The sequence below is a fragment of the Marinimicrobium hydrolyticum genome, assembly GCF_030848505.1.
Classification (GTDB): Bacteria; Pseudomonadota; Gammaproteobacteria; order Pseudomonadales; family Cellvibrionaceae; genus JAVDDU01.
Map to the genome: position 1 here is coordinate 374,548 of NZ_JAVDDU010000002.1, position 23,676 is coordinate 398,223.

Sequence of the window (23,676 nt, forward strand, 5' to 3'; positions counted from 1 at the left end):
GAGTGCCCCGCCCGATTTAATCTCGCGGTGCAGCCAAATCAAACAGCGGTTGATTATTCATAAAAGAAACGTCTTCCGCGACATGGCACGCCATGCACGCATCCTTGGCACTGGTAAAGCCAGCCCAAGCCCGTTCTGAATCCTCCGAGGCAACGGCACTATCCACATCACTCCACACCGCATCCAGAAACAGGGCATCGCTGTTGGCTTGGCGCCCCGGTCGCTTCATGTAGCCGTTTTGAATGGCGTCGCGAATTTTCTCCCAGTGATAGCCGGCCAATGGGTAATTTTCCCGCTCAAGAGCCTGGTGGACCTGCTCAAACCGTTCTCCAACTTCCCACATAGCGCTGCTAAAACCACCCAGGTAGCTTTGTAGCCGCTCAACACGCTGCGCCTCTTCAACCTCCGCCAGCCAGCCCTGGGGTTTTTCATCGGCGCTTACAGTAAGCGTCAGCGTGAGCGCAGAAATGGAAAGCAAATAAAGCCCTTTTTTCATCTCGAAGTCTCCTTAATATTATTGATATTCTGTCATCGTTAATACATGGTAGGTCCTGAACGGAGTTCTTGCAGCTCAATCCTGAAGCAAACGATCCAGCTGGCCGGTTTTCTCCAGATGATAAAGTTCAGTAAAGCCGCCCACATGGGTATCACCAATGTAAATTTGCGGCACGGTTCTATTGCCAGTTAAACGGGTCATTTCCTCGCGTTTGGCCGACGAACCGTCCACCGATATTTCAGTAATCTCCGTGATGCCTTTACGCTTTAACAGTGCCTTAGCGTTAACGCAAAACGGACAATAACGCGTGGTATATAAAACAATTTCTTTCATGGGTACAACTCACTACTTAAGGACGCCACGTCCCTACCGCTAAAATTTCATGGTACACCATTTGTACCCTAGAGCGGCACCCCACCCATGACAGCCAGGGCGCAAATGCTTATGCTGTATCCGAGAGCAACGGGGTGACAAGAATGCGCCGCCCAACCAGTGGAAGATCTTCATGAACACAAAACGTTTGTTGTTGAACTGTGACATGGGCGAAAGCTTTGGCCCCTGGCAAATGGGCATGGACGAGCACGCCATGCCATTGGTCGATATGGCCAACATCGCCTGCGGTTTTCACGCCTCTGATCCGCTCACCATGACGCGCACGGTTCTGCTCGCCAATCAGCATCAGACCCGCATTGGCGCCCATCCCAGCTACCCGGATTTAGCCGGTTTTGGACGACGAAGCTTGCAATGCACCCCCAAGGAAATTACCGCCATGGTGCAGTATCAAGTGGGCGCACTGAACGGCATCTGTCGCGCACGGGGTGTAGACGTCAGTTACGTAAAACCCCACGGCGCCTTGTACAACGACATGATGCGCGACGACAGCATCCTACGCGCGGTACTGACTGCCCTGGCGCACGATTCTAAGCCTCTACCCCTGATGTTGCTTGCACGCGCCGACAACGAAAAAACCCAGCGGCTGGCGGATGAGTTTAAGGTGCCGCTGCTGTTCGAAGCCTTCGCAGATCGCGCCTATGACGAGCAGGGTTTTCTCGTCGCGCGAAACCTCGAGGGTGCGGTGTATCAGGACCCGGAAAAAATTATGGCGCAGTCTCTTTTGTTGGCCAAAGAGGGACTCATCGAAACCGTGAATGGCCACCGGCTACAACTCGCGGTGGATACTTTGTGCGTGCACGGTGACAACGCCGAATCCGTGCAGGTATTGCAACGGCTGCGCACGGCGCTCGATCAGCTCTACGCTTCACAGAGCCCAACGGCATGACCCACTGGCGGATTGATCCCGCGGGAGCGGACGCGCTCATCGTCCGCTTTGGCGAGCACATTGATCCGGCACTGGCTGACACCATTCGTCTAGCCACCGACCGGCTGCGCACTGTTGCCTCTGTGCGTGATCTGATCCCTTCCTACACCACACTCATGGTGTGTTACTCCCCGGTACACAGCGACTTTGAGCGCATGGCAGCGAAGGTCACCCATGCGCTTGAGGGAGTTTCGGCCGTCACTTCTGACGCCCGTTCCGCCGGTCGTCGAGTGGAAATTCCAGTGTGGTATCACTCCAGCGTGGGCCCTGACCTGGAGCGAGTCGCCCGCTATCACAAGATCAGTGTAGAAGAGGTAATACATCGCCACAGCGGATGCGATTACCAGGTTTTCGCCATCGGCTTTGCGCCGGGATTTGCGTATATGGGCAATGTGGACCCCAGCCTAGCCACTCCCAGACTCGACACGCCACGACCGCTGGTACCGGCCGGCTCAGTGGCCCTGGCCGATCAGCAAACGGCTGTATACCCCATCAGCACACCCGGCGGCTGGAATATTCTAGGACGAACTGCGGTGAAGATGTTTGACCGCCAGCAACACGGGCTATGCCCTGTGAGCGCCGGCGATCGTGTGCGCTTTGTGCCCGTGAGTAAAGAAGAATTTCTGCGCGCCGGGGGTAACGTCGAATGACGCCAGCGCGACACGGCCTAGGGGTCATTAAGCCCGGCATACTCACTCTAGTGCAGGATCTTGGCCGCTTCGGCTACCAGCACCTGGGTCTTACCACGGGTGGCGCAGCCGATGAGCAGGCCCACCTATGGGCCAACCGTTTGCTGGGCAACTCGGCGCAAAGCGCGACGCTGGAAATCTGTTATGGCGGCCTGCAACTGGAAGCGCAAGTGCCCACACGCATCGCCATTACTGGCGCCGACTTGCAACCCACGCTGAACGGCCAAGCCATCCACACCTGGCAAACCCACAACCTAGTCGCGGGCGATCGGCTTCACTTCGGTCACCCGAAGACCGGTGTGCGCGCGTACTTGGCCGTGCAGGGAGGCTTTACCATCGAGCCAAGCTTTGGGTCGGTCGCCACGGTGATGCGCGAAGGCATCGGAGGTTTGGACGGAAAAGGCAGACCACTAAAATCGGGTGACTGCGTGCCTTGCTCGGCGACAAAGCCAGGGCCGCTCATGCGTGTCGCGCCCAGATACATTCCGGATTACAGTCAACCTCTGACCATCCGAGTTATCGAGGGGCATCAGAGTCACCAGTTTCACCCCGAGGACCGCCAGCGTTTTTATTCGGCGTCATACCGGCTTTCCAATCACAGTGATCGCATGGGGGCACGGCTCGAAGGCCCCGCACTCAAACCTCGAATAAACGGAATTGTTTCAGAGGGAATTAATTTTGGCGCCATTCAAGTGCCCCCCGATGGCCAAGCCATTATTCTGCTGAAAGATCGACAAACCATTGGCGGCTACCCAAAGCTGGGCACCGCATTCGCGCGGGATTTATTTCTGTTGGCACAACGGCAACCGGGCGCCCTTTTGCGCTTCACTCCAGGGTCACTGGAGGAAGAGCAAAAAGCTTTGCGGCGTTTCTATGCTTTTTTTGGGTTCACTTTCGATTGACCAATCCGGAAAGGATACCCGGCATTTTAAGACACGCTGTGAATACGTCCGTGTACGCTCCGCGTCGGCTTCCTGCCTCCGAGGGTCTTAAAATGCCGGGTATCCTTTCCTGCCACGTCAACAATAAATCGTTATCAGCGCCCGTCTCGGGTTTTGTGTTCGGGAGCATCCTCCTCCAGCTTCTGGCGTTTCAGCGGACGATCGAATACGCCACGCTCCTCGTCAGCCGGCTCGTGGCCCGGATTCGGATTACGTTTGAGAATGTTTTTGAGTTTTTCTTTGAGTTGTTTTTGCTCGGAGTTGGGGCGGTCATCACTCATGGTGTTACCTCACATTTTAGCCTCATCAACGATGCAACAACGGCGGCTCCGGCGCCACGGGTACTTCATGGACTCTGGCGTCGAACCCCGAGTGCTTAGACAATATCCGAATCGCTCGATCCTCGTCCTCCCGAGTGTCGGCGCGAATAAACAACAATAGGTTACCCTCATCCACCTGTTGTTCCAAATATTCCGCGTCACTTTGGTGAATGATCCTACCGAGCACCGCCCCGATGGTGCCGACAGTCACCGCCGCTGCCACACCGGCAACCAGGGCGCCGCCAAACACAGCGGCCGACGCCACTACCGCCCCCAGCGCCGCCGTGGAGCCAACAAAAAATAGGCCCCCTCCCAACGCGTGAAACGTATCGCCCACCGAAGTTTTACGTACAAAGGTCATATGCGGGGGCGCTACTTCCTCGCGCGGTTCATTGATCCGGGTATACAGATCCCCGAGTGATTCTTCCACCGCGTACTCGCTGGCCAGGAGCCCTATCTGGCCAGTATTGAAGCCCGAGGCATGCAGGTCATTGATCGCGGCTTTTAAGTGGTTCTGATCGAAAAATATGCCAATCACCTCGCGCACGATTTCTTCGCCCTTATCCCCGAACTGGCTATGGTGCATAGCACGGTGTTTTGGTGGCGGGTTTTGCTGAACTCTAGGTTGATCTGTCATCACGTCCTCCTTAGGAGGTGTCAGCGCTGATGGTTCTGCTTTGACTACCAAACAATCCCAGAAGTCGGCTATTAGGCCCGAAATATCTGGCTGCTCCGCCTAAAACCGCTGACATGGCAGCCTTCAACCCTTACCCTATGCCTATTCCACTTATTTGGCACTGAATCAACGGAATCGCCGTGACCCCCAACCCTGTGACTGTGTCCATCGTAATCCCTATCCTCAACGAGGGCGTCGCCCTTCCGCGTCTGCTAAACCACGTGCGGGGGCTGGGTAGACAGGAGGGTATTGAGGTTTTATTCGTGGATGGCGGCAGTAGCGACGAGAGTCCAACACTAGTGAGCGACGCGGGCTTCAAACTACTTCACGGCAAACCGGGGCGGGCCCGACAAATGAACGCCGGAGCGGCCCAGGCGCAGGGCCGGCTGTTGATATTTTTGCACGCCGATACCTATCTGCCGAATTTAAATCTGGCCGATCTTCTCCATCGCCTGGATCGAAAGGGACGGACTTGGGGTCGTTTTGACGTCACCATTGAAGGCCGCACTTTCTGGTTACCGGTGGTAGCCAAGCTGATGAATGCGCGCTCTCGCTTAACCGGCATTGCCACCGGGGACCAATGTCTATTTATGACCCGCGAGGCGTTCGAGCAAGTGGGCGGTTTTCCCAATCAACCACTGATGGAAGATGTGGAGATCTGCTCTCGCCTAAAAGCCTATTCGCGCCCCCTGTGTTTGCGAGAAAAAGTCGTCACCTCCGGTCGCCGCTGGGACGAGCGCGGCACCTGGCGTACCATCGGCCTTATGTGGCGCTTGCGCTGGGCCTATTGGCGCGGGGAGTCACCCTCCCGGCTCTTAGCACGCTATCGCTGATATTCGATCTATTCCTGCAGGGGCCAACGACGTTTGCAAACACTCACTTTATTAATCATGGCCAAAGCTCCCAGACCCGGCTACGCCAAAACACGCTTAATTCCGGCCCTGGGCGCGGAAGGTGCCGCCCGACTCGCACATCGAATGCTGGAGCAAACCCTCAATGCGGCGCTGCAGGCGCAGATTGGCACGGTAGAGCTGTGCACATCACCGGCCATCGACTCCCCAGAATGGCAGGCCGTTACCTTGCCGCCCGGTTTACGCTTTAGCCATCAGGGCGAAGGGGACCTGGGTCAGCGTATGGCCCGAGCCAGTAAGCGAGCACTCACACACTCTGGCGCAGTGATAATAATCGGCACAGACTGTGTGGACATGAATCCCCAATTGCTTCGACGCGCCGCGACACAACTTAACACCCAGGACGCGGTCATTTACCCTACACGGGACGGGGGCTACGCCCTTCTGGGTTTGCGTCGCTTTGCCCCCAGTCTGTTTCAGGATATGCCGTGGAGCACCGACGCCGTGTTCGAACACACCTGCGCACGGATAGACACTTTAGGTTGGTCGCTGGCCGTAGGTGAAGTTCTGCAAGATGTGGACGAGCCCGGCGACCTGGTGCACCTGGAGGCCCGGACCGACTTTTGAATCCCTCAGGATAGGAGGCGATCATGTTATTGCAAGGTTCATGTCACTGCGGCGCGGTCAGTTTTGACGTGCAATCGCGCCATCCCTACCCATTCAATCGTTGCTACTGTCAGATTTGTCGCAAAACCGCCGGCGGTGGTGGGTTCGCCATTAACCTGGACGGCGATGCCGACACATTAAACGTTCGTGGCCTGGAACATACGAGCGTCTATCAAGCGAAAATCGATGGCGAAACCAGCTCGGCCAAACGACACTTTTGTCGGCATTGTGCCAGCGCGCTCTGGCTGTACGACGACACCTGGCCAGAACATGTGCACCCGTTCGCCTCAGCCATCGACTCCGATTTGCCAACCGCACCCGAGCGCACGCACATGATGCTGGGCAGTAAACCCGCCTGGGTAGACACGGATACTCGGGAAGGGGATCTGTGCTTTGATGAGTATCCGGACGAGAGCCTGGCCCAGTGGCATGAGCACCACGGGCTGACTTAACCGGTTAACACCGTCCAGAGCATCTGTAACGCGAGGGCAACCAAGAGCGCGGCAAAAAAGCATTTCAGCAGCGGGATCGGTAACCGATGTGTGAGGCGAGCCCCCAGCGGTGCGGTAAACAAACTGGCGGCTGCCATGCACACCACCGCCGGCCAATAAACAAAGCCCAGGCTGCGCTCCGGCAACCCCAAAACCGAAGCGCCGTTAATGGCATAGCCGACGGCACCGGCTAGGGCGATTGGTAAGCCAACGGCCGCCGAGGTGGCGATAGCCGAGGGCAAACGCACTTTGCACCAAGTGAGGAATGGCACCGTCATGGTTCCCCCGCCAATGGCCACCAGCGCGGAAACACCGCCAATAGCCGTACCCACCGCAGACAACCCCAAGACACCCGGCAATTGGTTTGCGGGTGACGGCACACGGTTAAGCAGCATTTGCGCGGCGACCAGAAACATAAAGGCGGAAAAGAATAATGCCAGAAACACCGGCGGTAAGTACGCCGCTACAAAGGTGGCCGCGAAGGTGCCCACCACTATCCCCGGCACCAGGCGCACCACCACTGGCCACAGAATGGCCTTGTGCTGGTGATGCGTGAACACACTGGCACAAGCGGTGGGGACTATAGCCGCGAGCGAAGTACCCAGAGCCAAGTGCACCAGGTACTCTGCTTCAAATCCTTGCGCTATGAACAGCAGCGTCAGAGCGGGCACCATAATTCCGCCGCCGCCGATGCCGAACAACCCGGCCATAAACCCAGTCCCCGCGCCAAGTAGCACATACGCAAATATCCAGGCTGGATCCATGGGGGCCTCTAGTAAAACGTTTGGGAGGGAAATTTCAGGCAGTAAAAATCAGTCGGTTTCTACCCGATAGTGCATGGTTAAAGCGGTAAAGCCTCTGCTCTCGCAATCGAGTGCGTCCAGCCAGTCTACAACCATATGGTTGGAACTATACCAGAACCAGTAATCCCTTGGATGGGGCACAAAATTGAAATCAAACGAGCGGTTTACCAGATACTCCTGTTCCGCACCGCGCTCAAAGGTGCGATCCAGATCGCGCCGCAAGGCGTCCACCGCTGCACCTGAAACCATAAGCTTGTGCGGCTCGTCGATGGGTACGCCCACAGCGTTCACCAGCACTTCAGTTTCTGGCTCTATGTCACCATAGCTCTGCCGCGCCAGACCCGCCGGCGTGGGCCACAATAAGGCGCGAACACCCGTGCGCAACCGCAAATCGGTTTCGGCGTAGTAACGCCAATCCCCATACCCGTATCGAAACAACTCACCTTCAGCGCTGGTAATGACCAAAGATGCGTGGCGACCATGATCCAACAAAAACACTGGGCGCGGGTCATCAAGGTTGGCCGGGCATGTAACCGTGCTGGTGCAAGCAACCAGAAGCCCAAAAACAAACGCGGATAATAAAAGTCGCCAAAAATCAGAAACGGGCAAACGATGCTCGCGCACTTTGTATTGGATTGTCTCACTGCCCGCCATAGAACTCCTTAATCGTCCTCATCGCCACTACCATCATCACCCTCAGCAATATCCTTCTCGACTTCTTCTAAACCTTCACTCACCTCGTCCGTCAAAGGCGTCGCCGATTCAAAGTCCGTATCGATAGCTTCCACAAAAGCGTTGCGCATCATGGTAAAAATAGCGGCCCAAGCGTCGGCATCCATGGTTTCCGGCACCTCACCACTGAACTCCACTTCCGTGGCCAATTCACCGGTGTCGGGGTGACCGAACACCGCCAAAATCGCTCCCAACGCACCCTCTCTCAACAAATGAAAAGGTTCGCTGAGTTGTTCGAGTATGCCTTCCTCCCAATCAATGACTTCCATATTGTCTAACAAAGGCCTGGCGTAGCCCGTGAGCCTACCATCTTCGGCGCGCAATTCCATGACTAAATTTCCCTCACCACTGCTAAAGTCCAGGTCGGCATAGGCTTGGAAAAAATCGTTGAGTCGACGAATGTCTACTATAGACGCCTCTGCTGCAAATACAAAAGTTCGGTAATCCACCGGATTAAATTCGGCCTCAATGGATAAGGGGGAGTCGCCAAGCAACTGACCCGTCAGCTCCAGGGTTCCGTCCCGTTCACCATTATCCACCACCACAAGTTCTGTACCGGTGATGTCAATATTGCGTGCTTGTAAGTTCACCTCAGGATCGGAGATGAAATTTCGAAAGGCGACGGTGCCACTACGTATTTCCAGTTTTTCCAACTCAAATTCAAACAGCGGATCGGGAGGGTCCGGGTCAACTTCGTAGTGTAGCCCGGCGCCAGTTTGCACATCCTCTTCGTCGCCATCAACAAAATTGATTTCCGGATCTTCAATGACAACCGTCGTTCTAATAATTCTTCTAAAGAGTGCGCTCGGAGCAATGGATACATCGACGGCGGGCACAATGACAAAATCCACCCACGTGCGGCCAACGGTTTTCTCAATGCGTAAATCTTCGACCCGAACAGCGCCACGCCAAAGTGCCAGTCGCACATTATCAACCGAGCCGCGATAATCGCCCAAATCCGCAAGCACTTCATCGTTGAGGTGGTTCTTAATTACTACGGGCGCAGCCAAGCGCGCGCCAACTAATAGTGCGACGACACCTACCAAAATGATGACTTTGGTACGCTTTTTCACACCTCCCCCGACAGAAAAGAATATTTGGACTTACACACCTATAAGTTTACGAACCTGAAAAACAGGAGCGAGTTCCTAACGGCGCTGGGAGTGAGATTTAGATGTACTTCTTGGGCCTTAGAACCCCTTTAGGTGCCGTAGCTGAACCAGCATGGGGAGCGAGTGTCAAACACAGTGACACGCAATTATCGCGCGCCAACGTCAACCATTCGTTCTTCAAGGAGGCTTTTATGGCGACAGTCAACACGCATCCCACAGAAAGACGACGCATTCCCGACAGACGAGCAAACGCCACTTCCGCCAACGCTATGAGCGCGGTGGATTGGATCGCTATGACACTGTTAATTGTCGGGGGTGTTAACTGGGGTTTAATTGGTTTATTTACGTTTGATTTGGTGGCCGCTGTTTTTGGGCCGCTCTCACGCATTATTTATACATTGGTGGGTGTAGCCGCTGTGTACTCCATTTACACATCGACGAAACTCGCGGGCAAGAAACCCTAGTGCCAACCAAGTATAGCAACGTTAAAGGGTAACGCTGAGGGCTATATTTATAGCCCTTTTTTTAGGCAAAAAAAACCGGGCGCTAGGCCCGGCTTGTTAGCTATTTTTTAGCCCGCTTTCGCTCATTCTCTGTAAGTAATTTCTTGCGCAGACGAATGCTTGCCGGAGTCACTTCCACCAGCTCATCGTCTTCAATAAACTCCAACGCCTGCTCCAGCGTGTGTCGAATCGGCGGCGACAAGGTCAACGCATCGTCGGTACCTGACGCACGCACGTTGGTCAGCTGCTTGGCTTTGGTGGGGTTGACCACCAAATCATTATTGCGCGAGTGCAAGCCGACGATTTGACCTTCGTACACTTCCACGCCCGAGTCCACAAACAAGCGGCCGCGATCCTGCAGAGGGTGCAAACCGTAGGCCAGAGTCTTGCCCTTTACCATGGACACCAAAACGCCGTTTTGGCGTTTGTGATCTTCACCAGCTTTGACTGGACCGTAGTGGTCGAAAATACTGGTCATGATGCCGGAGCCGGAGGTCAAGGTAAGGAACTGGCCACGGAAACCAATCAGCCCCCGGGAAGGAACCATAAACTCTAACTTAACCCGACCTTTACCGTCGGGCTCCATGTTGGTCATCTCGGCTTTGCGCAAGCCCAACTCTTCCATAACGGCCCCTTGATGCTGATCTTCCACATCAATGACCACTTGCTCAAAGGGCTCTTGAATCTGGCCGTCCACTTCACGCTGAATTACTTCCGGGCGCGACACACCCAACTCAAAACCTTCCCGGCGCATGTTTTCAATCAGTACGGACAAGTGCAGCTCGCCGCGCCCTGACACCACGAACTTGTCCGGGGTGTCGCCCTGACGAACACGCAGGGCAACGTTGTGGATCAGCTCCTGGTCCAGGCGATCGCGAATATTGCGGGAGGTTACGAACTTGCCCTCTTTACCGGCAAAGGGAGAATCGTTGACCTGAAAGGTCATGCTGACCGTGGGTTCATCCACCGTCAAAGCCGGCAGCGCTTCGACTTGATCCGGGCTGCACAAGGTATCGGAAATGCCCAAATTAGGAATACCGGTGATGCACACAATATCCCCGGCGCCGGCGCGATCGGTATCCACCCGTTCCAGCCCCTGATAACCCATCACTTGTAAAACTTTCGCTTTGCGTTGCTTACCTTCGCGGTCCACCACAATGACTTGCTGGTTCGGGGACAGTTTGCCGCGGGCAATACGACCCAAGCCGATAACGCCGACATAGCTGTTGAAGTCCAGAGCGGAAATCTGCATCTGGAATGGGCCTTCGGTGTCCACTTCCGGTGGCGCAACCTTCTCCACAATCATTTCAAACAGCGGTGTCATATCCTCTGCCAAATCATCGGGCTCAGGACCGGCCACGCCGTTCAGCGCCGAGGCATAGATAATCGGGAAGTCCAACTGCTCATCGGTGGCACCCAAACGGTCAAACAGGTCGAACACCTGATCCACAACCCAGTCGGGGCGCGCGCCGGGGCGATCCACCTTGTTCACGACCAGAATCGGCTTGAGGCCTTTCTCAAACGCCTTGGTGGTTACAAAGCGCGTTTGCGGCATGGGGCCGTCCACGGCGTCCACCAGCAGCAATACCGAGTCCACCATGGACAGAACCCGCTCCACCTCGCCGCCAAAATCGGCGTGCCCAGGGGTATCTACGATGTTGATCCGGTAGCCCTGCCATTGAATCGCGGTGTTCTTGGCCAAAATGGTAATGCCGCGCTCGCGCTCCTGATCGTTGGAGTCCATGATGCGTTCGGAGCCTTCGGCGCGCCGATCCAGAGTGCCGGACTGGGACAGCAGCTTATCCACCAGAGTGGTTTTACCGTGGTCAACGTGGGCGATAATGGCAATGTTGCGTAACTTGTTGATATCAGAGGACATAAAAGGTGTTTTACCTGCTTGAGAACGGGGGCATGCTCAACTATTTGTACAAACCCCAAAACGAATTCCCAGCCAAAAGGCCGCGAATGGGAAACAAAAGGTGCGAAATTGTACATGGTTTGACCGCTCAAATATACGAATTTCTGCCAGTGGAACAAGAATGAGCGTTGCTATGAGCGTCTAATTTTGAAGGATGCCTCCATCTCGCCACCCATGAGATTGGCGCAACAATGGCACTGACTCTTCGGCAATCATGCCACGGCGGACATCATTCCGTGGAAACAGGAACAACCGTCCTTTATGTGGGGACGGGGTGCTATGCCAACCGTAGCATTGATCCATTGGCCAAGGCATTGGAGAATGGGTGAAGAATTAGGTGAATTTAGCAAGTTGGGAAATCGCCGCCCTCGTCTCTCTTCGCCCCCTGGACTAAGCGCTTAAGCCCGAACACCAATAACAATTAAGGTTTGCATTATGTTTCGACTTTCATGTTTTATTGTTTTCGCCGTGCTACTAAGCGCATGCACTTCAGTTGACCCAGCAACCCCTGCATTCCCCTCCTATGCCAGCGCCGGTTGTAGTGCCGACGCACAAGGCAATAGCCAGCTTCCGGACACGCTGATCACATGGCCCAGTGATTACGATGGCGCTACCCCCAAGCCGTTGGTCTTGGTTTTCCACGGCCGAAACCGAGATGCTCAGCAGATGCGCGAGCAGGATGCCCGCACTCTGGGATCTGAACTGGAAGAACATTATATTCTGGCGTTTGTGAAAAGTGCGGCATCCGGTTATGTGCTGGAGGATGACTACCCGCGCGTTAAAGCGATTAGGGCGGACATATTGGCGACATCCTGTGTCGATACCCGTGCGGTTTTTGCGATGGGCCTTAGTAATGGTGCGCAGTTTATCGCGCAGATCCTGGGCGACGACAGTGAGCAAGAGCATCTTTTTGACGGCATCGCCGTGGTCGCCTCGTCTTATCAAAATCCGCCTTGGGAACCGATTCCCTCGCTGGTCATTCACGGCCTCAACGATACGGTACGCGAAGGGATCGATGACGCCGATGGGTCGAAAGATATTGTGCAATTTGTGACGAGCAATCAGTGCGCCGAGAGCACCCGGCCCATTCAAGCCGCCAGCTGTCGCTCCTTAACCGGCGGCGGTGTCGTTAATCCTGGGTGTGTGGAGTATCAGCAGTGCGGCGCCAGAACGATTTTCTGCAACCACGACGATCCACATTATAGTGACACCAACCACGGCTGGCCGTGTTTTGCCAACAACAAAATTTTTGAGTTCTTTGAATCGTTGCGTTGAGGAGAGAAAAATACGGCGCGCACTTTGCGCGCCTGCCAGCTGAAGTCATCGAGTTATTTAACTACCGACGACGCTCGCGCTGCAAAAAATTCGCGAGCGCCTCTTGAATCTCCGCATCGGTAAGTGTCAATTGGCGGCCAGCCGCCACCAATTGCGCCAGCGGTTCATGTAAAGCGCCCTGCACATCACTGGGCGGGGACGCGCCCCGGCCGGCCACCCGCATGGGCTTACCCCGCTGACGCAGTAACAAACCTTCATGTTCCAGCAAGCTGTAGGCCTTGGAAATGGTCATGGGATTAATGGCATGGGCTTGGGCCAACTCGCGCACGGAGGGCAGACTGTCTCCTGGGCGCAATTGCCCAGCGGCGATTAAACGCCGGATTTGGTCCACCAGCTGACGGTAGATGGGAACGCCGGATGAAGGGTTTAGATGAAACATCAGCTATTCCCCATCGCCCAGGATGCGTAAGCTTTTCGCACCCTCGACAAGTCTACGCGTAACCAATGACGATGCGCCATATAGCGAATGATTAACAGCGCTGCCAAAAGCGTAGCGGATAAGAGCCAAAGCGTTGATGACTCAAGCATAAACCATCCGATATAAGCCGGGATCCAAAACAGCAGTCCGGCAATGGCTCCGCAGGTAGCAGGTAGTGTCGACGTGAGCACAGCGAAGTAACCGTAATGAACGGCCAGCATCAGCACAAACGATAAAAAGGCGGCGGTCCACACTCCACCTGCACCACCATACAGGAGCAGAATAGCCGAAGGAGTGATGCCCGCCACCAGAAAAAACACGATGACTTTGACAATGTTCCACTCCATAAAACGAAAGTGCTGCGCGCGGTTGCCCGGCATTATCAGCCAGAGACGTCGTATATTAGTGGGCACCATGGTTAAACAGGCAAAAGTCATCGCACCCGATATCAGCAGAAACATAAGCGCCAAAGACCTGCTCACCGGAGCACCAACCATTAGCGCTAAGAGACCGATGGGAACACAGCAGAAGACGAACAGCTGCCCCCATGAACTGGACTCGAACAACAGGACTGACTCTTTCGCCAGTTTGCCTTGGCCAATGTCAAACTGTGGAAATTCAAACCGCCCTGCTTGGTGGCGGCCAGCCCCTTGCTGAAAACTAAAGTTACCCGCACGGATGCCCGGCACCGGAAAGACTCGCCCATGATACAGCTGATACAAAAATGCACCCCAACCGCACACACCTAAAATGGCCAACACATAAAGCCCCGGATGATTGGTCACCGGCCAACTACTCAGTAGCTCAAACAGTGAGTTAAAACTCGCCAGTATCAACATGGCCCCACTGACGGCAAATAAACCGAATCGGGACAAGGCACTGATGGTGGTTATAAGCAACAGTCCGCTGAACCACAGCAGAACCCAGCGGAGATATTCCGGGAGATTCTGAGTAGGGGCCTGACCAAAGGACGCAATCAACAACGCATTCATCACCAAAACCAAGCACACCAAAACACCCACATGAATGCTTGTAGTACCGCTTAGCACCAGAGTCTTTCGGCTAATCAATAGATTCAGCTGCACCTGAAGAATTATTACCGTGACCATCGCCAGCAAGGCAGCACCCACACCGAAAGCCATCCAGCCTACAGCCAGATTCAACCACAGCAGCCCCGAAGCACCGAGTAATACAGCGAGACTTGCGCAAACGATGATTCCCAGCAGGCGAGACGGGCAAAATAAAAAACGGAACAGCTGGTAGTGAGTTTGCAACAAACTCATGAGGCACCCCCAGTCATGGCTAGGAAGATCTCCTCCAGGTTCAGGTACTCCACCTCAATCGGCACCCCGAGTTCTTGTTCCAGTGATGGCCGATTGTGCTCGGACCAATCCCGGCAAATGCACCGAACCTGCCGCCCAACCAACGACTGATGCAGCACACCATTCAATGTTGGCTGCCGCCCCTGATCCGGCCAACTCAGTGCGACCACGGACTCCTTGAGTGCGTCCTGTGCGCCTTGCCAGAGTAAAGTGCCGCTATCCAGCAGCCAGATATTGGTGGCCAGACGCTCGATGTCTGACACTATGTGGGATGAAAAAATGATCGACCGTTCGCCGTCCGCCGCCACGTCGATCAGCTGCCGAATAAACTGACGTCGCGCCAACGGATCCAGGGAGGCCACCGGCTCATCCAGCACCAGCAGCTCCGGTTCGTGAGCCAGCGCCAGCACAATGCTCAGCTTCTGACGCTCGCCCACGGACAACCGAGCCACGGTGCGATTCAGGGGCACGTTCCACTCCCGGCACAGGCGCTCCACCAGGTCATGATTCCAGTGCGGGCGCAGCGCGCGGTATAGGTCCAGATGTTGTGCACCGCGCATGGAGGTAATCAGTTCATCCTGCTGCGGTACATAGCCAATGCGTTGCTTGGTGTCTGCCGCGAGCCGATCGGCGGGCTCACCCCACAAACTACTTTGCCCAGACGTGGGCAGAGCAAAGCCCAGTATGGTTTCCAGCAAGGTCGTTTTACCGGCGCCGTTTTTGCCCAACAGCCCCACCACCTCACCCGGCCCGATGCTGGCACTGATGTTACTGAGCAGGTCTTGCCCATCCACCTGGCGCCGCAGAGCGTTGATATTCACCGTATCCAAGACTTGCGTTTCCATATGCACACCCACCACTTGTGTATTATTCAAATAATACAGTAATACACATATAACGGATGTGCAAGCCTCTTTTGGTATCCATTCAGCCCTATCGGACTGACGATCAACGCGACGTTTTTTACTGTATCGCCGGATCGGGATGGGGCTTGATGTTGAAGGAGATGGCCACTCGATCTTCGTCGGTTTGATTGGGCCGCACTGAGTGTTCGAACCAGCCGGGGAAAATGACAATCAACCCCTCCTCCGGTGGCAGACAGCAGAGTTCAGATTGCGCAGAGCGGTAAAACGAGCGGGAAAAGGTGCGGGCCAGGATCGGATCTCGGAAGCAGATGCTGCCCGCCTTTTGATTGTCTTCCGGGACCTTGGCGTAGTAGACCCCACTAAACCAGGAGTTGGGGTGATTGTGGACGCTGTTGGCATGGCCGCGGTTGTTGATGACCGACCACATGCCGACGATATAACTCTCGTCTATGGGGCCTCCCGGATACCATTTGCCGCTGAGTATCTGGGTGTTAACGGTAGAGACGATGTGCGCTCTGAGCTGCTCAAACCCCGGCGCTTTGGCAATATCGTAGGTGCGAAAACCGCCGAGATTGGACAGCCCTACTTTATCCCCCCGGCCGCTGCTGATTTCTTCATCACGAATCCGGTAGACCAACTTGCACAGGTGATCGTTGTCCACCTGGTTGGTCTTGATGATGAAAACCGGAATTGGAAATAATTCCATGACGTGCATTTTGTCATTCACAGGGTATAGCTCCCTTTATTTGAGTACGCGGGCACGGCGTTTACCCGAGCGGGTGGCACAGCGGTCGCGGTGTTCGATGGTCGTGATTATACGCAGCTGGGCGCTTAGAGCCCAAACAGACCCCGCTCCTCTTCTCCGGGCTCACCGAATTCATAGCCATCGGCGGAGTATTCAAAGTTAACCACCCTGGGCCTATCCACGGCGGTAAAGCAGTTGATGTAGTAGCGTTCCGGCTGACCTTGTCGGGCGGTGCTGAGGAAAAGCTCAGATTCGTAAAAGAGTTTGAACTGCTGATCCTTCCGGTCCAAACGCGAAGAGCGACGATCCAGGGTAAGCAGCCAGATTCGCTCACCAAACTCCGAGCGGGCGCGCCGCTCACAGGCGTCTTCGGCATCGGACATGGAAATACGCCGAAAACGCTCTGCCTGAGTCTCGGCCTCTTCTTCGGCAACCTCATCTGGCCCAGCGGCAAACGCCCCGAGCAAGAACAGACTCAAACCCATGGACAAACTCAGGGCCATGAAAGCACCGCAGAAGAACACCGCTTTCTGACGGAAGGTAAGCTGCTGCTTCGCCATAGTAGGTCGAACCGCCTCAATGATTATTGTTCAGAGTCTCCCTAGGGCCGATAGACTCCAATATTGTTATGCCCGGCGTCGCGCAGGTGGGCCGCGTGCAATTGGCTCATCACGCCTTTTTCGCAGTACAGCAGGTAGCGGGTGCTCGAGTCCAAACTTTCACACTGGGAATTGAGGCGGTAAAAGGGAATCTTTTCCACCATCACCTCACCCAGAACCAAGGGTTTAAGCACTTCTTCATCCGGGTGGCGAATATCGATCACCACCGCACCTGCCGGCACCTGCGACTCCACTGGCGCGCTCAGGTCAGCACCCATAGCATAGACCAAATCGTGTATTTCGGCGCTTTCACGTGCTGCTAACGCCTGATCGAGAACCGCAAAATCGAACTTGCTCTCTTCCCGCTCCACCATATGCGGCCGAGCGGAAGTGGTGGGCCGCACCGAGATAACGCCACAGTACTCAGGGATAGCCGCCGCAAAGGTTTCGGTACCGATTTGGCGGGAATAATTAATGATGTCCCCTTTATCCATGGTGATCAGCGGCCTCAACACCAGGGTATCGGTGACCCGGTCAATGACACTGAGGTTAGGCAGGGTTTGGCTGGATACTTGCGCCACACTCTCTCCGGTTACCAGAGCGGGCAATTTCAAATCCTCCGCCACCTGGGTGGCGGCGCGCAGCATCATGCGCTTGAGAATCACGCCCATGTAGGGGTTATCGACCTTTTCCAGGATTTCAGCCACCACACCCTCAAAAGGCACGGTGACGAATTTAACGCTGTGGGAGGCGCCATACTTTTGCCAGAGAAAGTAGGCCACTTCTTTCACGGCCATTTCGTGGGCGCGGCCGCCCAGATTAAAAAAGCAGTAGTGTGTGCGCATACCGCGCTTGATGGTGAGATAAGTGGATACGGTGGAATCAAAACCGCCCGAGATCAGGGACAGCACACCGTCTTGGGTGCCTAGCGGATAGCCGCCCAGCCCACGGCCCTGACTGGCTACGACAAACAGTTTGTCACGCTTAACTTCCAGACGAACCGTAACGTCTGGGTTATGGAGGTCCACCCCCGATGCCCGAGTTTGGTGCAAGAGACCGCCGCCCACATAGCGCTCCACATCCGTAGAGCTGAAGTCGTGCTGACCTGCGCGCTTGACCCGCACACAGAAGGTCTTGCCCGCCAGTGCTTCGGCCCAATGCTGGTGGGTTTTTGCCAGTATGTCGTCCAGATCCCCCAAGGGGTACGCCTGCACGCGGGAGTAATTGGCAATGCCCGGTGTGCGGGCCAGTACGTCCGCCACTTGATTGGCCAGGGCGTCAGAGCCGCCTGGGGCTTGCACCTCGACCTTTTCCCAGTCCCTGGTCACGCGAATATCGGCCCCCAGGGGCTGCAGCAAGCGGCGCACATTATCTCGCAATTGCTTAATAAAGCGCTTACGCACCGGAGCGCTCTTGATAATTATTTCGGGAAATACCTTGACGATGAAATGCATGAAAGCCTACTGTTGTGCGCCCTGGAAGAAAAAACAGGGGCGCATTATAGAGGAAACCGTCCCGGCCGACCAAAGCCGGATCCGGGCGCAAGGGGTCAGGAAATCCATCGCCTAACCACATTTGCACCAAATAAGTGCATTAAGCACCCATTAAGCACCGTATTGGTGCTAGCTTAGAGCCAAATTGGTGCACCCCCTGCTTGAAAGCCCTGTATTCGCCTGCGCTGCCGGTTATTTACGAAAGTGGCATATATCTTGCCACCTGTGGTGTACCCGTTCGCGCACAGCCCCGGAGGTCCCAACTGACCCGGACGCGCGAAGCGCGAAACAGTTACTGTTTGGTTTATTCACTACCCTAGTCCCCACGGGGCTATTACTACACTTGGAGGCATTCAATGTCTAAAAAAACACTGGGCATGATCAAAGATAATGAAGCGCGCTGGGTTGATATGCGCTTCACCGACACCCGCGGTAAAGAGCAGCATGTCAGCATTCCCGCGAACACGGTGGACGAGTCATTCTTCGAAGACGGCAAGATGTTCGATGGCTCCTCCATTAACGGCTGGAAAGGCATCAACGAATCCGACATGATCCTGATGCCAGACGACGACACCGCCGTCATGGACCCCTTCTCCGACAGCCCCACCGTTATCGTGCGCTGTAACATCGTTGAGCCCACCACCATGCAGGGCTACGATCGTGACCCGCGCTCCATTGGCTTGCGCGCCGAAGAGTATCTGAAGTCCACCGGTCTGGGCGATACCGCTCTGTTCGGCCCAGAGCCCGAGTTCTTCGTGTTCGACAGCGTGCACTGGAGCTCCACCATGGGTGGCTCTTTCTACAAAATCAATTCCGAAGAGGCTGCTTGGTCTTCCGGTGAAGTATTTGAAGAAGGCAATACCGGCCACCGTCCTTTGGTTAAAGGCGGTTACTTCCCCGTTCCTCCGGTCGATTCACTGAACGACCTGCGCGGTGCCATGTGTGATGCCATGGAAGCCATGGGCCTGGAAATTGAAGTTCACCACCACGAAGTGGCCACCGCTGGTCAGTGTGAAATCGGTGTTGGCGCCAACACTTTGGTGAAAAAAGCCGACGAAGTTCAAATCTTGAAGTACTGCGTACACAACGTGGCTCACGCCTACGGCAAAACCGCCACCTTTATGCCCAAGCCGCTGATTGGCGATAACGGCTCTGGCATGCACGTGCACCAGTCTTTCTCCAAAGACGGCAAGAACCAGTTCGCGGGTGACAGCTACGCTGGCCTGAGCGAAACCGCTCTGTACTACATCGGCGGTATCATCAAGCACGCCCGCGCCTTGAACGCGTTCTGTAACGCCTCCACCAACTCTTACAAGCGTCTGGTACCTGGCTTTGAAGCCCCGGTTATGCTGGCTTACTCAGCCCGCAACCGCTCCGCTTCTATCCGGATCCCGTTCGTATCCAGCGCCAAGGCCAAGCGTATTGAAACCCGCTTCCCTGACCCCACCGCCAACCCTTACCTGGCCTTTTCTGCCTTGTTGATGGCTGGCCTGGACGGTGTGCAGAACAAAATCCACCCCGGCGACGCGGCGGACAAGAACCTGTATGACCTGCCCCCGGAAGAAGCACTGGGTATTCCCACCGTATGTTCCAGCCTGGAGCAAGCTCTGGATGCCCTGGAGCAAGACAGCGACTTCTTGAAAGCCGGTGGCGTGTTCTCTGAAGACTTCATTCAGTCTTACATTGAACTCAAGCGCGCGGAAATCGAGCGTCTGAACATGACTCCGCACCCGATTGAGTTTGAACTCTACTACAGCGTGTAAGCGCCGTAGACGAATAAGCCGCGCTTGTTGAGGCGGTTTGTGACGAAAAGCCCGTTCAGGAAACTGAACGGGCTTTTTGTTTTCCGATTCCGGGCTTACACTGAAAGGAGGCGCCACACGCGCCGATAACTGTTCAGGAGGTTCCCATGCGCCGTCTGCTTGCGTTTTGCTGTCTCGCCCTGTTCGCCCTGAGTGCTACGGCGGATACCATCTACAAGTCCCGGGATGCCCAGGGGCGGGTGGTGTACAGCGATCAGCCCCGCCCCGGTGCCGACACTCAAACCCAACTGCCACCTCTGAACACGATGGAGCCGGGCCAAACCCAAGCGCAACCGCAAAGCGCCCCCAGACAAACCGAGGAGGAGCCGATCCGTTACCAGGTGCGCATTGACGCACCGGTTCAGGACAGCAGCGTGCCTCCTGGGCAGAGGGATTTGACCATCAGCGTCTCCGTGGAGCCCCAATTACAGCAAGGGCACTACCTGGCTTTCTACCAAAACAATGACCTACTGGAGGAAACTCGTCGGTCTCAGCTCATCATTGAGGAAATCTTCCGGGGCAGCCATACGCTGGAGGTGGATGTCATTGATGAGGACGGCCGAATACTGGGTAGTTCCGAACCCGTCGTCGTGCACGTTCACAGACCGAGCCTGCACAGCCCGGCGCGCCAATAAGCGCCCGCGCACCAGTTTGCGTCAACCCAACGGGCAACAATAGCCCAAAGCACCAATATGGTGCACCTTCACTCCCGCTGCGTTAAACTGACCCTCGCCAGCGCCCAGAAACGGCGCCTCCCGGCCACCTCGCAAGTTGGATTGCTTCTTGCATAGTTCCTTCATCGTAACCACCAGGCGCCCCGATCCGGGTCACTCGCCCAATGGACAGGGCGCCAGGTTAATTTTCCGTAGGAGTCGCGAAGCCTGTGTCACCCCGAGAACTCCACAAACCGTTGCTGGACAGCCTGAATACCGCTGTCATTCTGGTCGATAACGAGCTGCATCTGCGGCACATGAACCCGGCGGCGGAAGCCCTTTTGGGCATCAGCAGCGAACGCAGCCGGGGCGAGCCGCTAACCGCGTTTTTCTACGAGTCGGATGAGACGGAGCATCAACTCATGCTGGCTGCAGCTCAGGCCAATCACTACACCAAACGGCACGCCGAATGGCAGCTGTTCACGGGAGGCCAGATTACGGTGGACTACACGGTCACACCTTTCAACGAAGACTCTGGACTGATCATCGAGATCCAGTCCATTGACCGGTTGCTGCGCATTAGCCGGGAAGAGCTGTTGGCAGCCTCTCAGGAGACCACCCGCAACCTGGTGCGCGGCATGGCTCACGAAATCAAGAACCCCCTGGGCGGCATCCGAGGCGCCGCACAGTTGTTGGCCCGGGAGTTGCCCGATAGCGGCTTGCAAGAGTACACCGGGGTAATCATCGATGAGGCCGACCGCCTGCGCAATCTGGTGGACCGGATGTTGGGCCCCAACCAGTTGCCTCAACTTCAGCCCTTGAACATTCACGAGGCCTTGGAGCGAGTGGCCACCATTATTAAGGCCGAGAGCAGTGGCGCCGTGCGCCTGGTACGGGATTACGACCCCAGCATTCCCCTGCTTTCCGCAGACAAGGAGCACCTGATTCAGGCCCTGCTCAACATCGCCCGCAACGCCATGCAAGCTATGTTGGAGGCCGGCACCGAATCACCCCAGTTACGCCTGCGCACGCGCATTGTGCGCCGTTACACCATCGGCCGCCGGAACCATGCGCTGGTATGCCTGGTGGATATTGTGGACAACGGCCCCGGCATACCGTCGGACATCATCGCCAATATTTTCTACCCGATGATTTCCGGGCGCGCCGATGGCACCGGCCTGGGGCTAACCATTTCGCAACACTTGATACACCAACACCATGGGCTGATTGAATGCCACAGCGAACCTGGGGAAACCCGGTTCTCGCTTTACTTACCAATGGAAGCACAGTAATGCAGAAGTCTAATCGGGTTTGGATCATCGACGACGACCGTTCCATACGCTGGGTGCTGGAAAAGGCACTGGTTGGAGCGGGGATGGAGACTCAGGTTTTCGACTCCGGCGACAGCGCCTTGAGCCAGCTGAACCGAGAGGTCCCGGACGCCATCATCAGTGATATTCGCATGCCGGGCATCGATGGCTTGGCGCTGCTGAGCAATCTGCACGCCAATCACCCCAGCGTGCCCATAATCATTATGACCGCCCATTCGGACTTGGACAGTGCCGTCGCAGCGTATCAGGGCGGGGCTTTCGAGTATCTGCCCAAGCCGTTTGACGTGGATGAAGCGGTGGCGGTGACTCAGCGCGCCTTGGCTCACGCGCAAGAACAAAAAGTGGAGTCGGGGTCGGCCAACGCCCTTGAGGTCAATACTGAAATCATCGGCGAAGCGCCTGCCATGCAGGAAGTCTTCCGCGCTATTGGCCGACTGTCACAATCCAACATTACGGTGCTGATTAACGGTCAATCGGGTACGGGTAAAGAATTGGTGGCGCACGCTCTGCACCGCCACAGCCCTCGGCGCAACGAGCCGTTCATCGCGCTGAACATGGCCGCGATCCCCAAGGACTTAATGGAATCTGAGCTGTTCGGACACGAGAAAGGTGCCTTCACCGGCGCCGCCGCACAACGCCAGGGCCGCTTCGAGCAGGCCAATGGCGGCACTTTGTTCCTGGACGAAATCGGTGACATGCCTTCCGAAACTCAAACCCGACTGTTGCGGGTACTGGCGGATGGCGAGTTCTATCGGGTCGGGGGGCACACACCGGTAAAAGTGGACGTGCGTATCATAGCCGCCACCCACCAGGACCTGGAAACCCTAGTCGCCGACAACCGCTTCCGGGAGGACTTGTTCCATCGCCTGAACGTAATCCGAATTCACATTCCCAAGCTGGCCGAACGGCGTGAGGATATTCCCAAGCTCAGTCAATTCTTCCTGCACAAAGCCGCCACCGAACTGAACGTGGACACCAAGGTTTTACTGCCGGAGACGGAGGAGTTTTTCTGTTCCCTGCCCTGGCCCGGCAACGTCCGTCAACTGGAAAACACCTGCCGCTGGATTACCGTCATGGCCTCGGGCCGTGAGGTTCACATTGAGGATCTGCCACCAGAATTGCTCAGCAACAAAGAAGGCGCCACCCCCGGCGATGACTGGGAAAAAGCCCTGCGCCACTGGGCGGACCAAGCCCTGGCACGCGGCCACCACCAACTGCTGAGCGAAGCCGTGCCCACCTTTGAGCGCGCGTTGATTGAAACCGCCCTTAAGTACACCGCCGGGCGCAAACGCGATGCCGCCAACCTGCTGGGCTGGGGGCGCAATACCCTGACCCGCAAGCTGAAAGAACTGGACATGGCTAACGGCGAAGACTGACGCTCCGTCGAACCCTCCTTTATCCCCCCCTCCTTCCTGGCCCGTCACGGGCCAGGACTCTGTGCTATGCTAAATATTGCGCCAGTTCTCGCCGGCTCTCAGCCCGCTGCTGGGAATTAAACCTAAAGAAAGCCCGCGCGCAGGCGACAAACTGGTAAGAGCAGAACCTGATAGCGGGCCCTCCCGCCCAGCTCAATGTCCGCCCTAGGCCAAAGAGGCC

Annotated in this window: 26 protein-coding genes; 12 read left to right on the forward strand and 14 right to left on the reverse strand. The window is 56.0% G+C overall.

Annotated features, from left to right (window positions below; translation table 11 throughout):
- Positions 1 to 16: 16 nt before the first annotated feature.
- Entirely contained in the window at positions 17 to 496 is a 480-nt protein-coding gene (locus RBH33_RS04840) for a hypothetical protein (protein WP_306731009.1), read from the reverse strand.
- Between the two features lie 75 nt (positions 497 to 571).
- Positions 572 to 829 carry a glutaredoxin 3 gene (gene grxC, locus RBH33_RS04845; RefSeq protein ID WP_306731010.1) on the reverse strand — a complete coding sequence of 86 codons (258 nt, stop codon included), beginning with the start codon at positions 827 to 829 and terminating at the stop codon, positions 572 to 574.
- Positions 830 to 1,001: 172 nt separating this feature from the next.
- Between grxC and RBH33_RS04850 the strand changes: the two genes are divergently transcribed.
- The 3 genes from RBH33_RS04850 to RBH33_RS04860 are packed head-to-tail and all read left to right on the forward strand — an operon-like array spanning position 1,002 to position 3,405.
- The gene (locus RBH33_RS04850) at positions 1,002 to 1,775 is read left to right on the forward strand and encodes a 5-oxoprolinase subunit PxpA (protein WP_306731011.1); all 774 of its coding nucleotides are present in this window, start codon (positions 1,002 to 1,004) and stop codon (positions 1,773 to 1,775) included.
- The gene (pxpB, locus tag RBH33_RS04855) at positions 1,772 to 2,464 is read left to right on the forward strand and encodes a 5-oxoprolinase subunit PxpB (RefSeq protein ID WP_306731012.1); all 693 of its coding nucleotides are present in this window, start codon (positions 1,772 to 1,774) and stop codon (positions 2,462 to 2,464) included. Before RBH33_RS04850 ends, pxpB begins: the two co-directional genes overlap by 4 nt.
- Positions 2,461 to 3,405: a 5-oxoprolinase subunit C family protein gene (locus tag RBH33_RS04860; protein WP_306731013.1), complete on the forward strand. Its 945-nt coding sequence runs from the start codon at positions 2,461 to 2,463 to the stop codon at positions 3,403 to 3,405. The genes pxpB and RBH33_RS04860 overlap by 4 nt, the downstream gene beginning before the upstream one ends.
- Before the next feature lie 134 nt (positions 3,406 to 3,539).
- Here the strand turns inward: RBH33_RS04860 and RBH33_RS04865 are convergent, their stop codons facing one another.
- Together RBH33_RS04865 and RBH33_RS04870 are read right to left on the reverse strand one after the other, a co-directional pair.
- Positions 3,540 to 3,725 (reverse strand): hypothetical protein, encoded by a 186-nt coding sequence (locus RBH33_RS04865; RefSeq protein WP_306731015.1) that lies wholly within the window; start codon positions 3,723 to 3,725, stop codon positions 3,540 to 3,542.
- A 25-nt stretch (positions 3,726 to 3,750) separates the two neighbouring features.
- Positions 3,751 to 4,401, reverse strand: coding sequence for a hypothetical protein (locus tag RBH33_RS04870; protein WP_306731016.1), 651 nt, complete (start codon positions 4,399 to 4,401; stop codon positions 3,751 to 3,753).
- 179 nt (positions 4,402 to 4,580) lie between these two features.
- Here RBH33_RS04870 and RBH33_RS04875 point away from each other — a divergent pair, with 179 nt between their 5' ends.
- From RBH33_RS04875 to RBH33_RS04885, 3 genes are read left to right on the forward strand one after another with little or no spacing between them, the layout of a single operon-like run.
- Positions 4,581 to 5,273 (forward strand): TIGR04283 family arsenosugar biosynthesis glycosyltransferase, encoded by a 693-nt coding sequence (locus RBH33_RS04875; protein WP_306731017.1) that lies wholly within the window; start codon positions 4,581 to 4,583, stop codon positions 5,271 to 5,273.
- Between the two features lie 33 nt (positions 5,274 to 5,306).
- A complete protein-coding gene (locus RBH33_RS04880) occupies positions 5,307 to 5,918 on the forward strand; it encodes a TIGR04282 family arsenosugar biosynthesis glycosyltransferase (protein ID WP_306731018.1) in 612 nt (203 codons plus the stop codon).
- Positions 5,919 to 5,941: 23 nt separating this feature from the next.
- Complete coding sequence (locus RBH33_RS04885) at positions 5,942 to 6,409, forward strand: GFA family protein (protein ID WP_306731019.1); 468 nt, start codon at positions 5,942 to 5,944, stop codon at positions 6,407 to 6,409.
- Here RBH33_RS04885 and RBH33_RS04890 read toward each other — a convergent pair.
- The 3 genes from RBH33_RS04890 to RBH33_RS04900 are packed head-to-tail and all read right to left on the reverse strand — an operon-like array spanning position 6,406 to position 9,056.
- The gene (locus RBH33_RS04890; protein WP_306731020.1) at positions 6,406 to 7,212 is read right to left on the reverse strand and encodes a sulfite exporter TauE/SafE family protein; all 807 of its coding nucleotides are present in this window, start codon (positions 7,210 to 7,212) and stop codon (positions 6,406 to 6,408) included. The two genes, RBH33_RS04885 and RBH33_RS04890, sit on opposite strands and share 4 nt — an antisense overlap.
- A 48-nt stretch (positions 7,213 to 7,260) precedes the next feature.
- The gene (locus RBH33_RS04895) at positions 7,261 to 7,905 is read right to left on the reverse strand and encodes a hypothetical protein (RefSeq protein ID WP_306731021.1); all 645 of its coding nucleotides are present in this window, start codon (positions 7,903 to 7,905) and stop codon (positions 7,261 to 7,263) included.
- Positions 7,906 to 7,913: 8 nt separating this feature from the next.
- Positions 7,914 to 9,056 (reverse strand): AsmA family protein, encoded by a 1,143-nt coding sequence (locus RBH33_RS04900; RefSeq protein WP_306731022.1) that lies wholly within the window; start codon positions 9,054 to 9,056, stop codon positions 7,914 to 7,916.
- A 230-nt stretch (positions 9,057 to 9,286) separates the two neighbouring features.
- On the opposite strand from RBH33_RS04900, the gene RBH33_RS04905 reads away from it, so the two are divergent.
- Positions 9,287 to 9,559 (forward strand): DUF378 domain-containing protein, encoded by a 273-nt coding sequence (locus RBH33_RS04905; RefSeq protein WP_306731023.1) that lies wholly within the window; start codon positions 9,287 to 9,289, stop codon positions 9,557 to 9,559.
- Positions 9,560 to 9,659: 100 nt separating this feature from the next.
- Here RBH33_RS04905 and typA read toward each other — a convergent pair whose 3' ends face one another.
- Positions 9,660 to 11,477, reverse strand: a complete 1,818-nt coding sequence (gene typA, locus RBH33_RS04910) for a translational GTPase TypA (protein WP_306731024.1) — start codon at positions 11,475 to 11,477, stop codon at positions 9,660 to 9,662.
- A gap of 474 nt (positions 11,478 to 11,951) precedes the next feature.
- On the opposite strand from typA, the gene RBH33_RS04915 reads away from it, so the two are divergent.
- Positions 11,952 to 12,791, forward strand: a complete 840-nt coding sequence (locus tag RBH33_RS04915) for an alpha/beta hydrolase family protein (protein WP_306731025.1) — start codon at positions 11,952 to 11,954, stop codon at positions 12,789 to 12,791.
- A gap of 61 nt (positions 12,792 to 12,852) precedes the next feature.
- On the opposite strand, the gene RBH33_RS04920 is transcribed toward RBH33_RS04915, so the two are convergent.
- The 6 genes from RBH33_RS04920 to thiI all read right to left on the reverse strand — a co-directional run bounded on the left by RBH33_RS04920 (position 12,853) and on the right by thiI (position 18,255).
- On the reverse strand, positions 12,853 to 13,230 hold the full coding sequence (locus RBH33_RS04920; RefSeq protein ID WP_306731026.1) for a GntR family transcriptional regulator: 378 nt from the start codon (positions 13,228 to 13,230) through the stop codon (positions 12,853 to 12,855).
- Positions 13,230 to 14,552: a hypothetical protein gene (locus tag RBH33_RS04925; protein ID WP_306731027.1), complete on the reverse strand. Its 1,323-nt coding sequence runs from the start codon at positions 14,550 to 14,552 to the stop codon at positions 13,230 to 13,232. Before RBH33_RS04925 ends, RBH33_RS04920 begins: the two co-directional genes overlap by 1 nt.
- The gene (locus tag RBH33_RS04930) at positions 14,549 to 15,436 is read right to left on the reverse strand and encodes an ABC transporter ATP-binding protein (RefSeq protein WP_306731028.1); all 888 of its coding nucleotides are present in this window, start codon (positions 15,434 to 15,436) and stop codon (positions 14,549 to 14,551) included. The genes RBH33_RS04925 and RBH33_RS04930 overlap by 4 nt, the downstream gene beginning before the upstream one ends.
- A 118-nt stretch (positions 15,437 to 15,554) precedes the next feature.
- The gene (locus RBH33_RS04935) at positions 15,555 to 16,184 is read right to left on the reverse strand and encodes a 2OG-Fe(II) oxygenase family protein (protein WP_306731029.1); all 630 of its coding nucleotides are present in this window, start codon (positions 16,182 to 16,184) and stop codon (positions 15,555 to 15,557) included.
- 104 nt (positions 16,185 to 16,288) lie between these two features.
- Positions 16,289 to 16,762, reverse strand: a complete 474-nt coding sequence (locus RBH33_RS04940) for a hypothetical protein (RefSeq protein ID WP_306731030.1) — start codon at positions 16,760 to 16,762, stop codon at positions 16,289 to 16,291.
- 41 nt (positions 16,763 to 16,803) lie between these two features.
- Positions 16,804 to 18,255, reverse strand: coding sequence for a tRNA uracil 4-sulfurtransferase ThiI (gene thiI / locus RBH33_RS04945; RefSeq protein WP_306731031.1), 1,452 nt, complete (start codon positions 18,253 to 18,255; stop codon positions 16,804 to 16,806).
- A 395-nt stretch (positions 18,256 to 18,650) separates the two neighbouring features.
- Between thiI and glnA the strand changes: the two genes are divergently transcribed.
- From glnA to glnG, 4 genes are all read left to right on the forward strand, one after another.
- Entirely contained in the window at positions 18,651 to 20,057 is a 1,407-nt protein-coding gene (gene glnA / locus RBH33_RS04950) for a glutamate--ammonia ligase (protein WP_306731032.1), read from the forward strand.
- A 146-nt stretch (positions 20,058 to 20,203) separates the two neighbouring features.
- A complete protein-coding gene (locus tag RBH33_RS04955; RefSeq protein ID WP_306731033.1) occupies positions 20,204 to 20,731 on the forward strand; it encodes a DUF4124 domain-containing protein in 528 nt (175 codons plus the stop codon).
- Positions 20,732 to 20,979: 248 nt separating this feature from the next.
- The gene (gene glnL / locus RBH33_RS04960) at positions 20,980 to 22,041 is read left to right on the forward strand and encodes a nitrogen regulation protein NR(II) (protein ID WP_306731034.1); all 1,062 of its coding nucleotides are present in this window, start codon (positions 20,980 to 20,982) and stop codon (positions 22,039 to 22,041) included.
- Positions 22,041 to 23,456, forward strand: coding sequence for a nitrogen regulation protein NR(I) (gene glnG / locus RBH33_RS04965; RefSeq protein WP_306731035.1), 1,416 nt, complete (start codon positions 22,041 to 22,043; stop codon positions 23,454 to 23,456). Before glnL ends, glnG begins: the two co-directional genes overlap by 1 nt.
- Positions 23,457 to 23,676 lie beyond the last annotated feature (220 nt).

What these genes read in the sequence shown, in the direction of transcription:
- RBH33_RS04840 (WP_306731009.1), bottom strand. Translation starts at nt 496, where the DNA reads ATGAAAAAAGGGCTTTATTTGCTTTCCATTTCTGCGCTCACGCTGACG.
- grxC (WP_306731010.1), bottom strand. Translation starts at nt 829, where the DNA reads ATGAAAGAAATTGTTTTATATACCACGCGTTATTGTCCGTTTTGCGTT.
- RBH33_RS04850 (WP_306731011.1), top strand. Translation starts at nt 1,002, where the DNA reads ATGAACACAAAACGTTTGTTGTTGAACTGTGACATGGGCGAAAGCTTT.
- pxpB (WP_306731012.1), top strand. Translation starts at nt 1,772, where the DNA reads ATGACCCACTGGCGGATTGATCCCGCGGGAGCGGACGCGCTCATCGTC.
- RBH33_RS04860 (WP_306731013.1), top strand. Translation starts at nt 2,461, where the DNA reads ATGACGCCAGCGCGACACGGCCTAGGGGTCATTAAGCCCGGCATACTC.
- RBH33_RS04865 (WP_306731015.1), bottom strand. Translation starts at nt 3,725, where the DNA reads ATGAGTGATGACCGCCCCAACTCCGAGCAAAAACAACTCAAAGAAAAA.
- RBH33_RS04870 (WP_306731016.1), bottom strand. Translation starts at nt 4,401, where the DNA reads ATGACAGATCAACCTAGAGTTCAGCAAAACCCGCCACCAAAACACCGT.
- RBH33_RS04885 (WP_306731019.1), top strand. Translation starts at nt 5,942, where the DNA reads ATGTTATTGCAAGGTTCATGTCACTGCGGCGCGGTCAGTTTTGACGTG.
- RBH33_RS04890 (WP_306731020.1), bottom strand. Translation starts at nt 7,212, where the DNA reads ATGGATCCAGCCTGGATATTTGCGTATGTGCTACTTGGCGCGGGGACT.
- RBH33_RS04895 (WP_306731021.1), bottom strand. Translation starts at nt 7,905, where the DNA reads ATGGCGGGCAGTGAGACAATCCAATACAAAGTGCGCGAGCATCGTTTG.
- RBH33_RS04905 (WP_306731023.1), top strand. Translation starts at nt 9,287, where the DNA reads ATGGCGACAGTCAACACGCATCCCACAGAAAGACGACGCATTCCCGAC.
- typA (WP_306731024.1), bottom strand. Translation starts at nt 11,477, where the DNA reads ATGTCCTCTGATATCAACAAGTTACGCAACATTGCCATTATCGCCCAC.
- RBH33_RS04915 (WP_306731025.1), top strand. Translation starts at nt 11,952, where the DNA reads ATGTTTCGACTTTCATGTTTTATTGTTTTCGCCGTGCTACTAAGCGCA.
- RBH33_RS04920 (WP_306731026.1), bottom strand. Translation starts at nt 13,230, where the DNA reads ATGTTTCATCTAAACCCTTCATCCGGCGTTCCCATCTACCGTCAGCTG.
- RBH33_RS04925 (WP_306731027.1), bottom strand. Translation starts at nt 14,552, where the DNA reads ATGAGTTTGTTGCAAACTCACTACCAGCTGTTCCGTTTTTTATTTTGC.
- RBH33_RS04930 (WP_306731028.1), bottom strand. Translation starts at nt 15,436, where the DNA reads ATGGAAACGCAAGTCTTGGATACGGTGAATATCAACGCTCTGCGGCGC.
- RBH33_RS04940 (WP_306731030.1), bottom strand. Translation starts at nt 16,762, where the DNA reads ATGGCGAAGCAGCAGCTTACCTTCCGTCAGAAAGCGGTGTTCTTCTGC.
- thiI (WP_306731031.1), bottom strand. Translation starts at nt 18,255, where the DNA reads ATGCATTTCATCGTCAAGGTATTTCCCGAAATAATTATCAAGAGCGCT.
- glnA (WP_306731032.1), top strand. Translation starts at nt 18,651, where the DNA reads ATGTCTAAAAAAACACTGGGCATGATCAAAGATAATGAAGCGCGCTGG.
- RBH33_RS04955 (WP_306731033.1), top strand. Translation starts at nt 20,204, where the DNA reads ATGCGCCGTCTGCTTGCGTTTTGCTGTCTCGCCCTGTTCGCCCTGAGT.
- glnG (WP_306731035.1), top strand. Translation starts at nt 22,041, where the DNA reads ATGCAGAAGTCTAATCGGGTTTGGATCATCGACGACGACCGTTCCATA.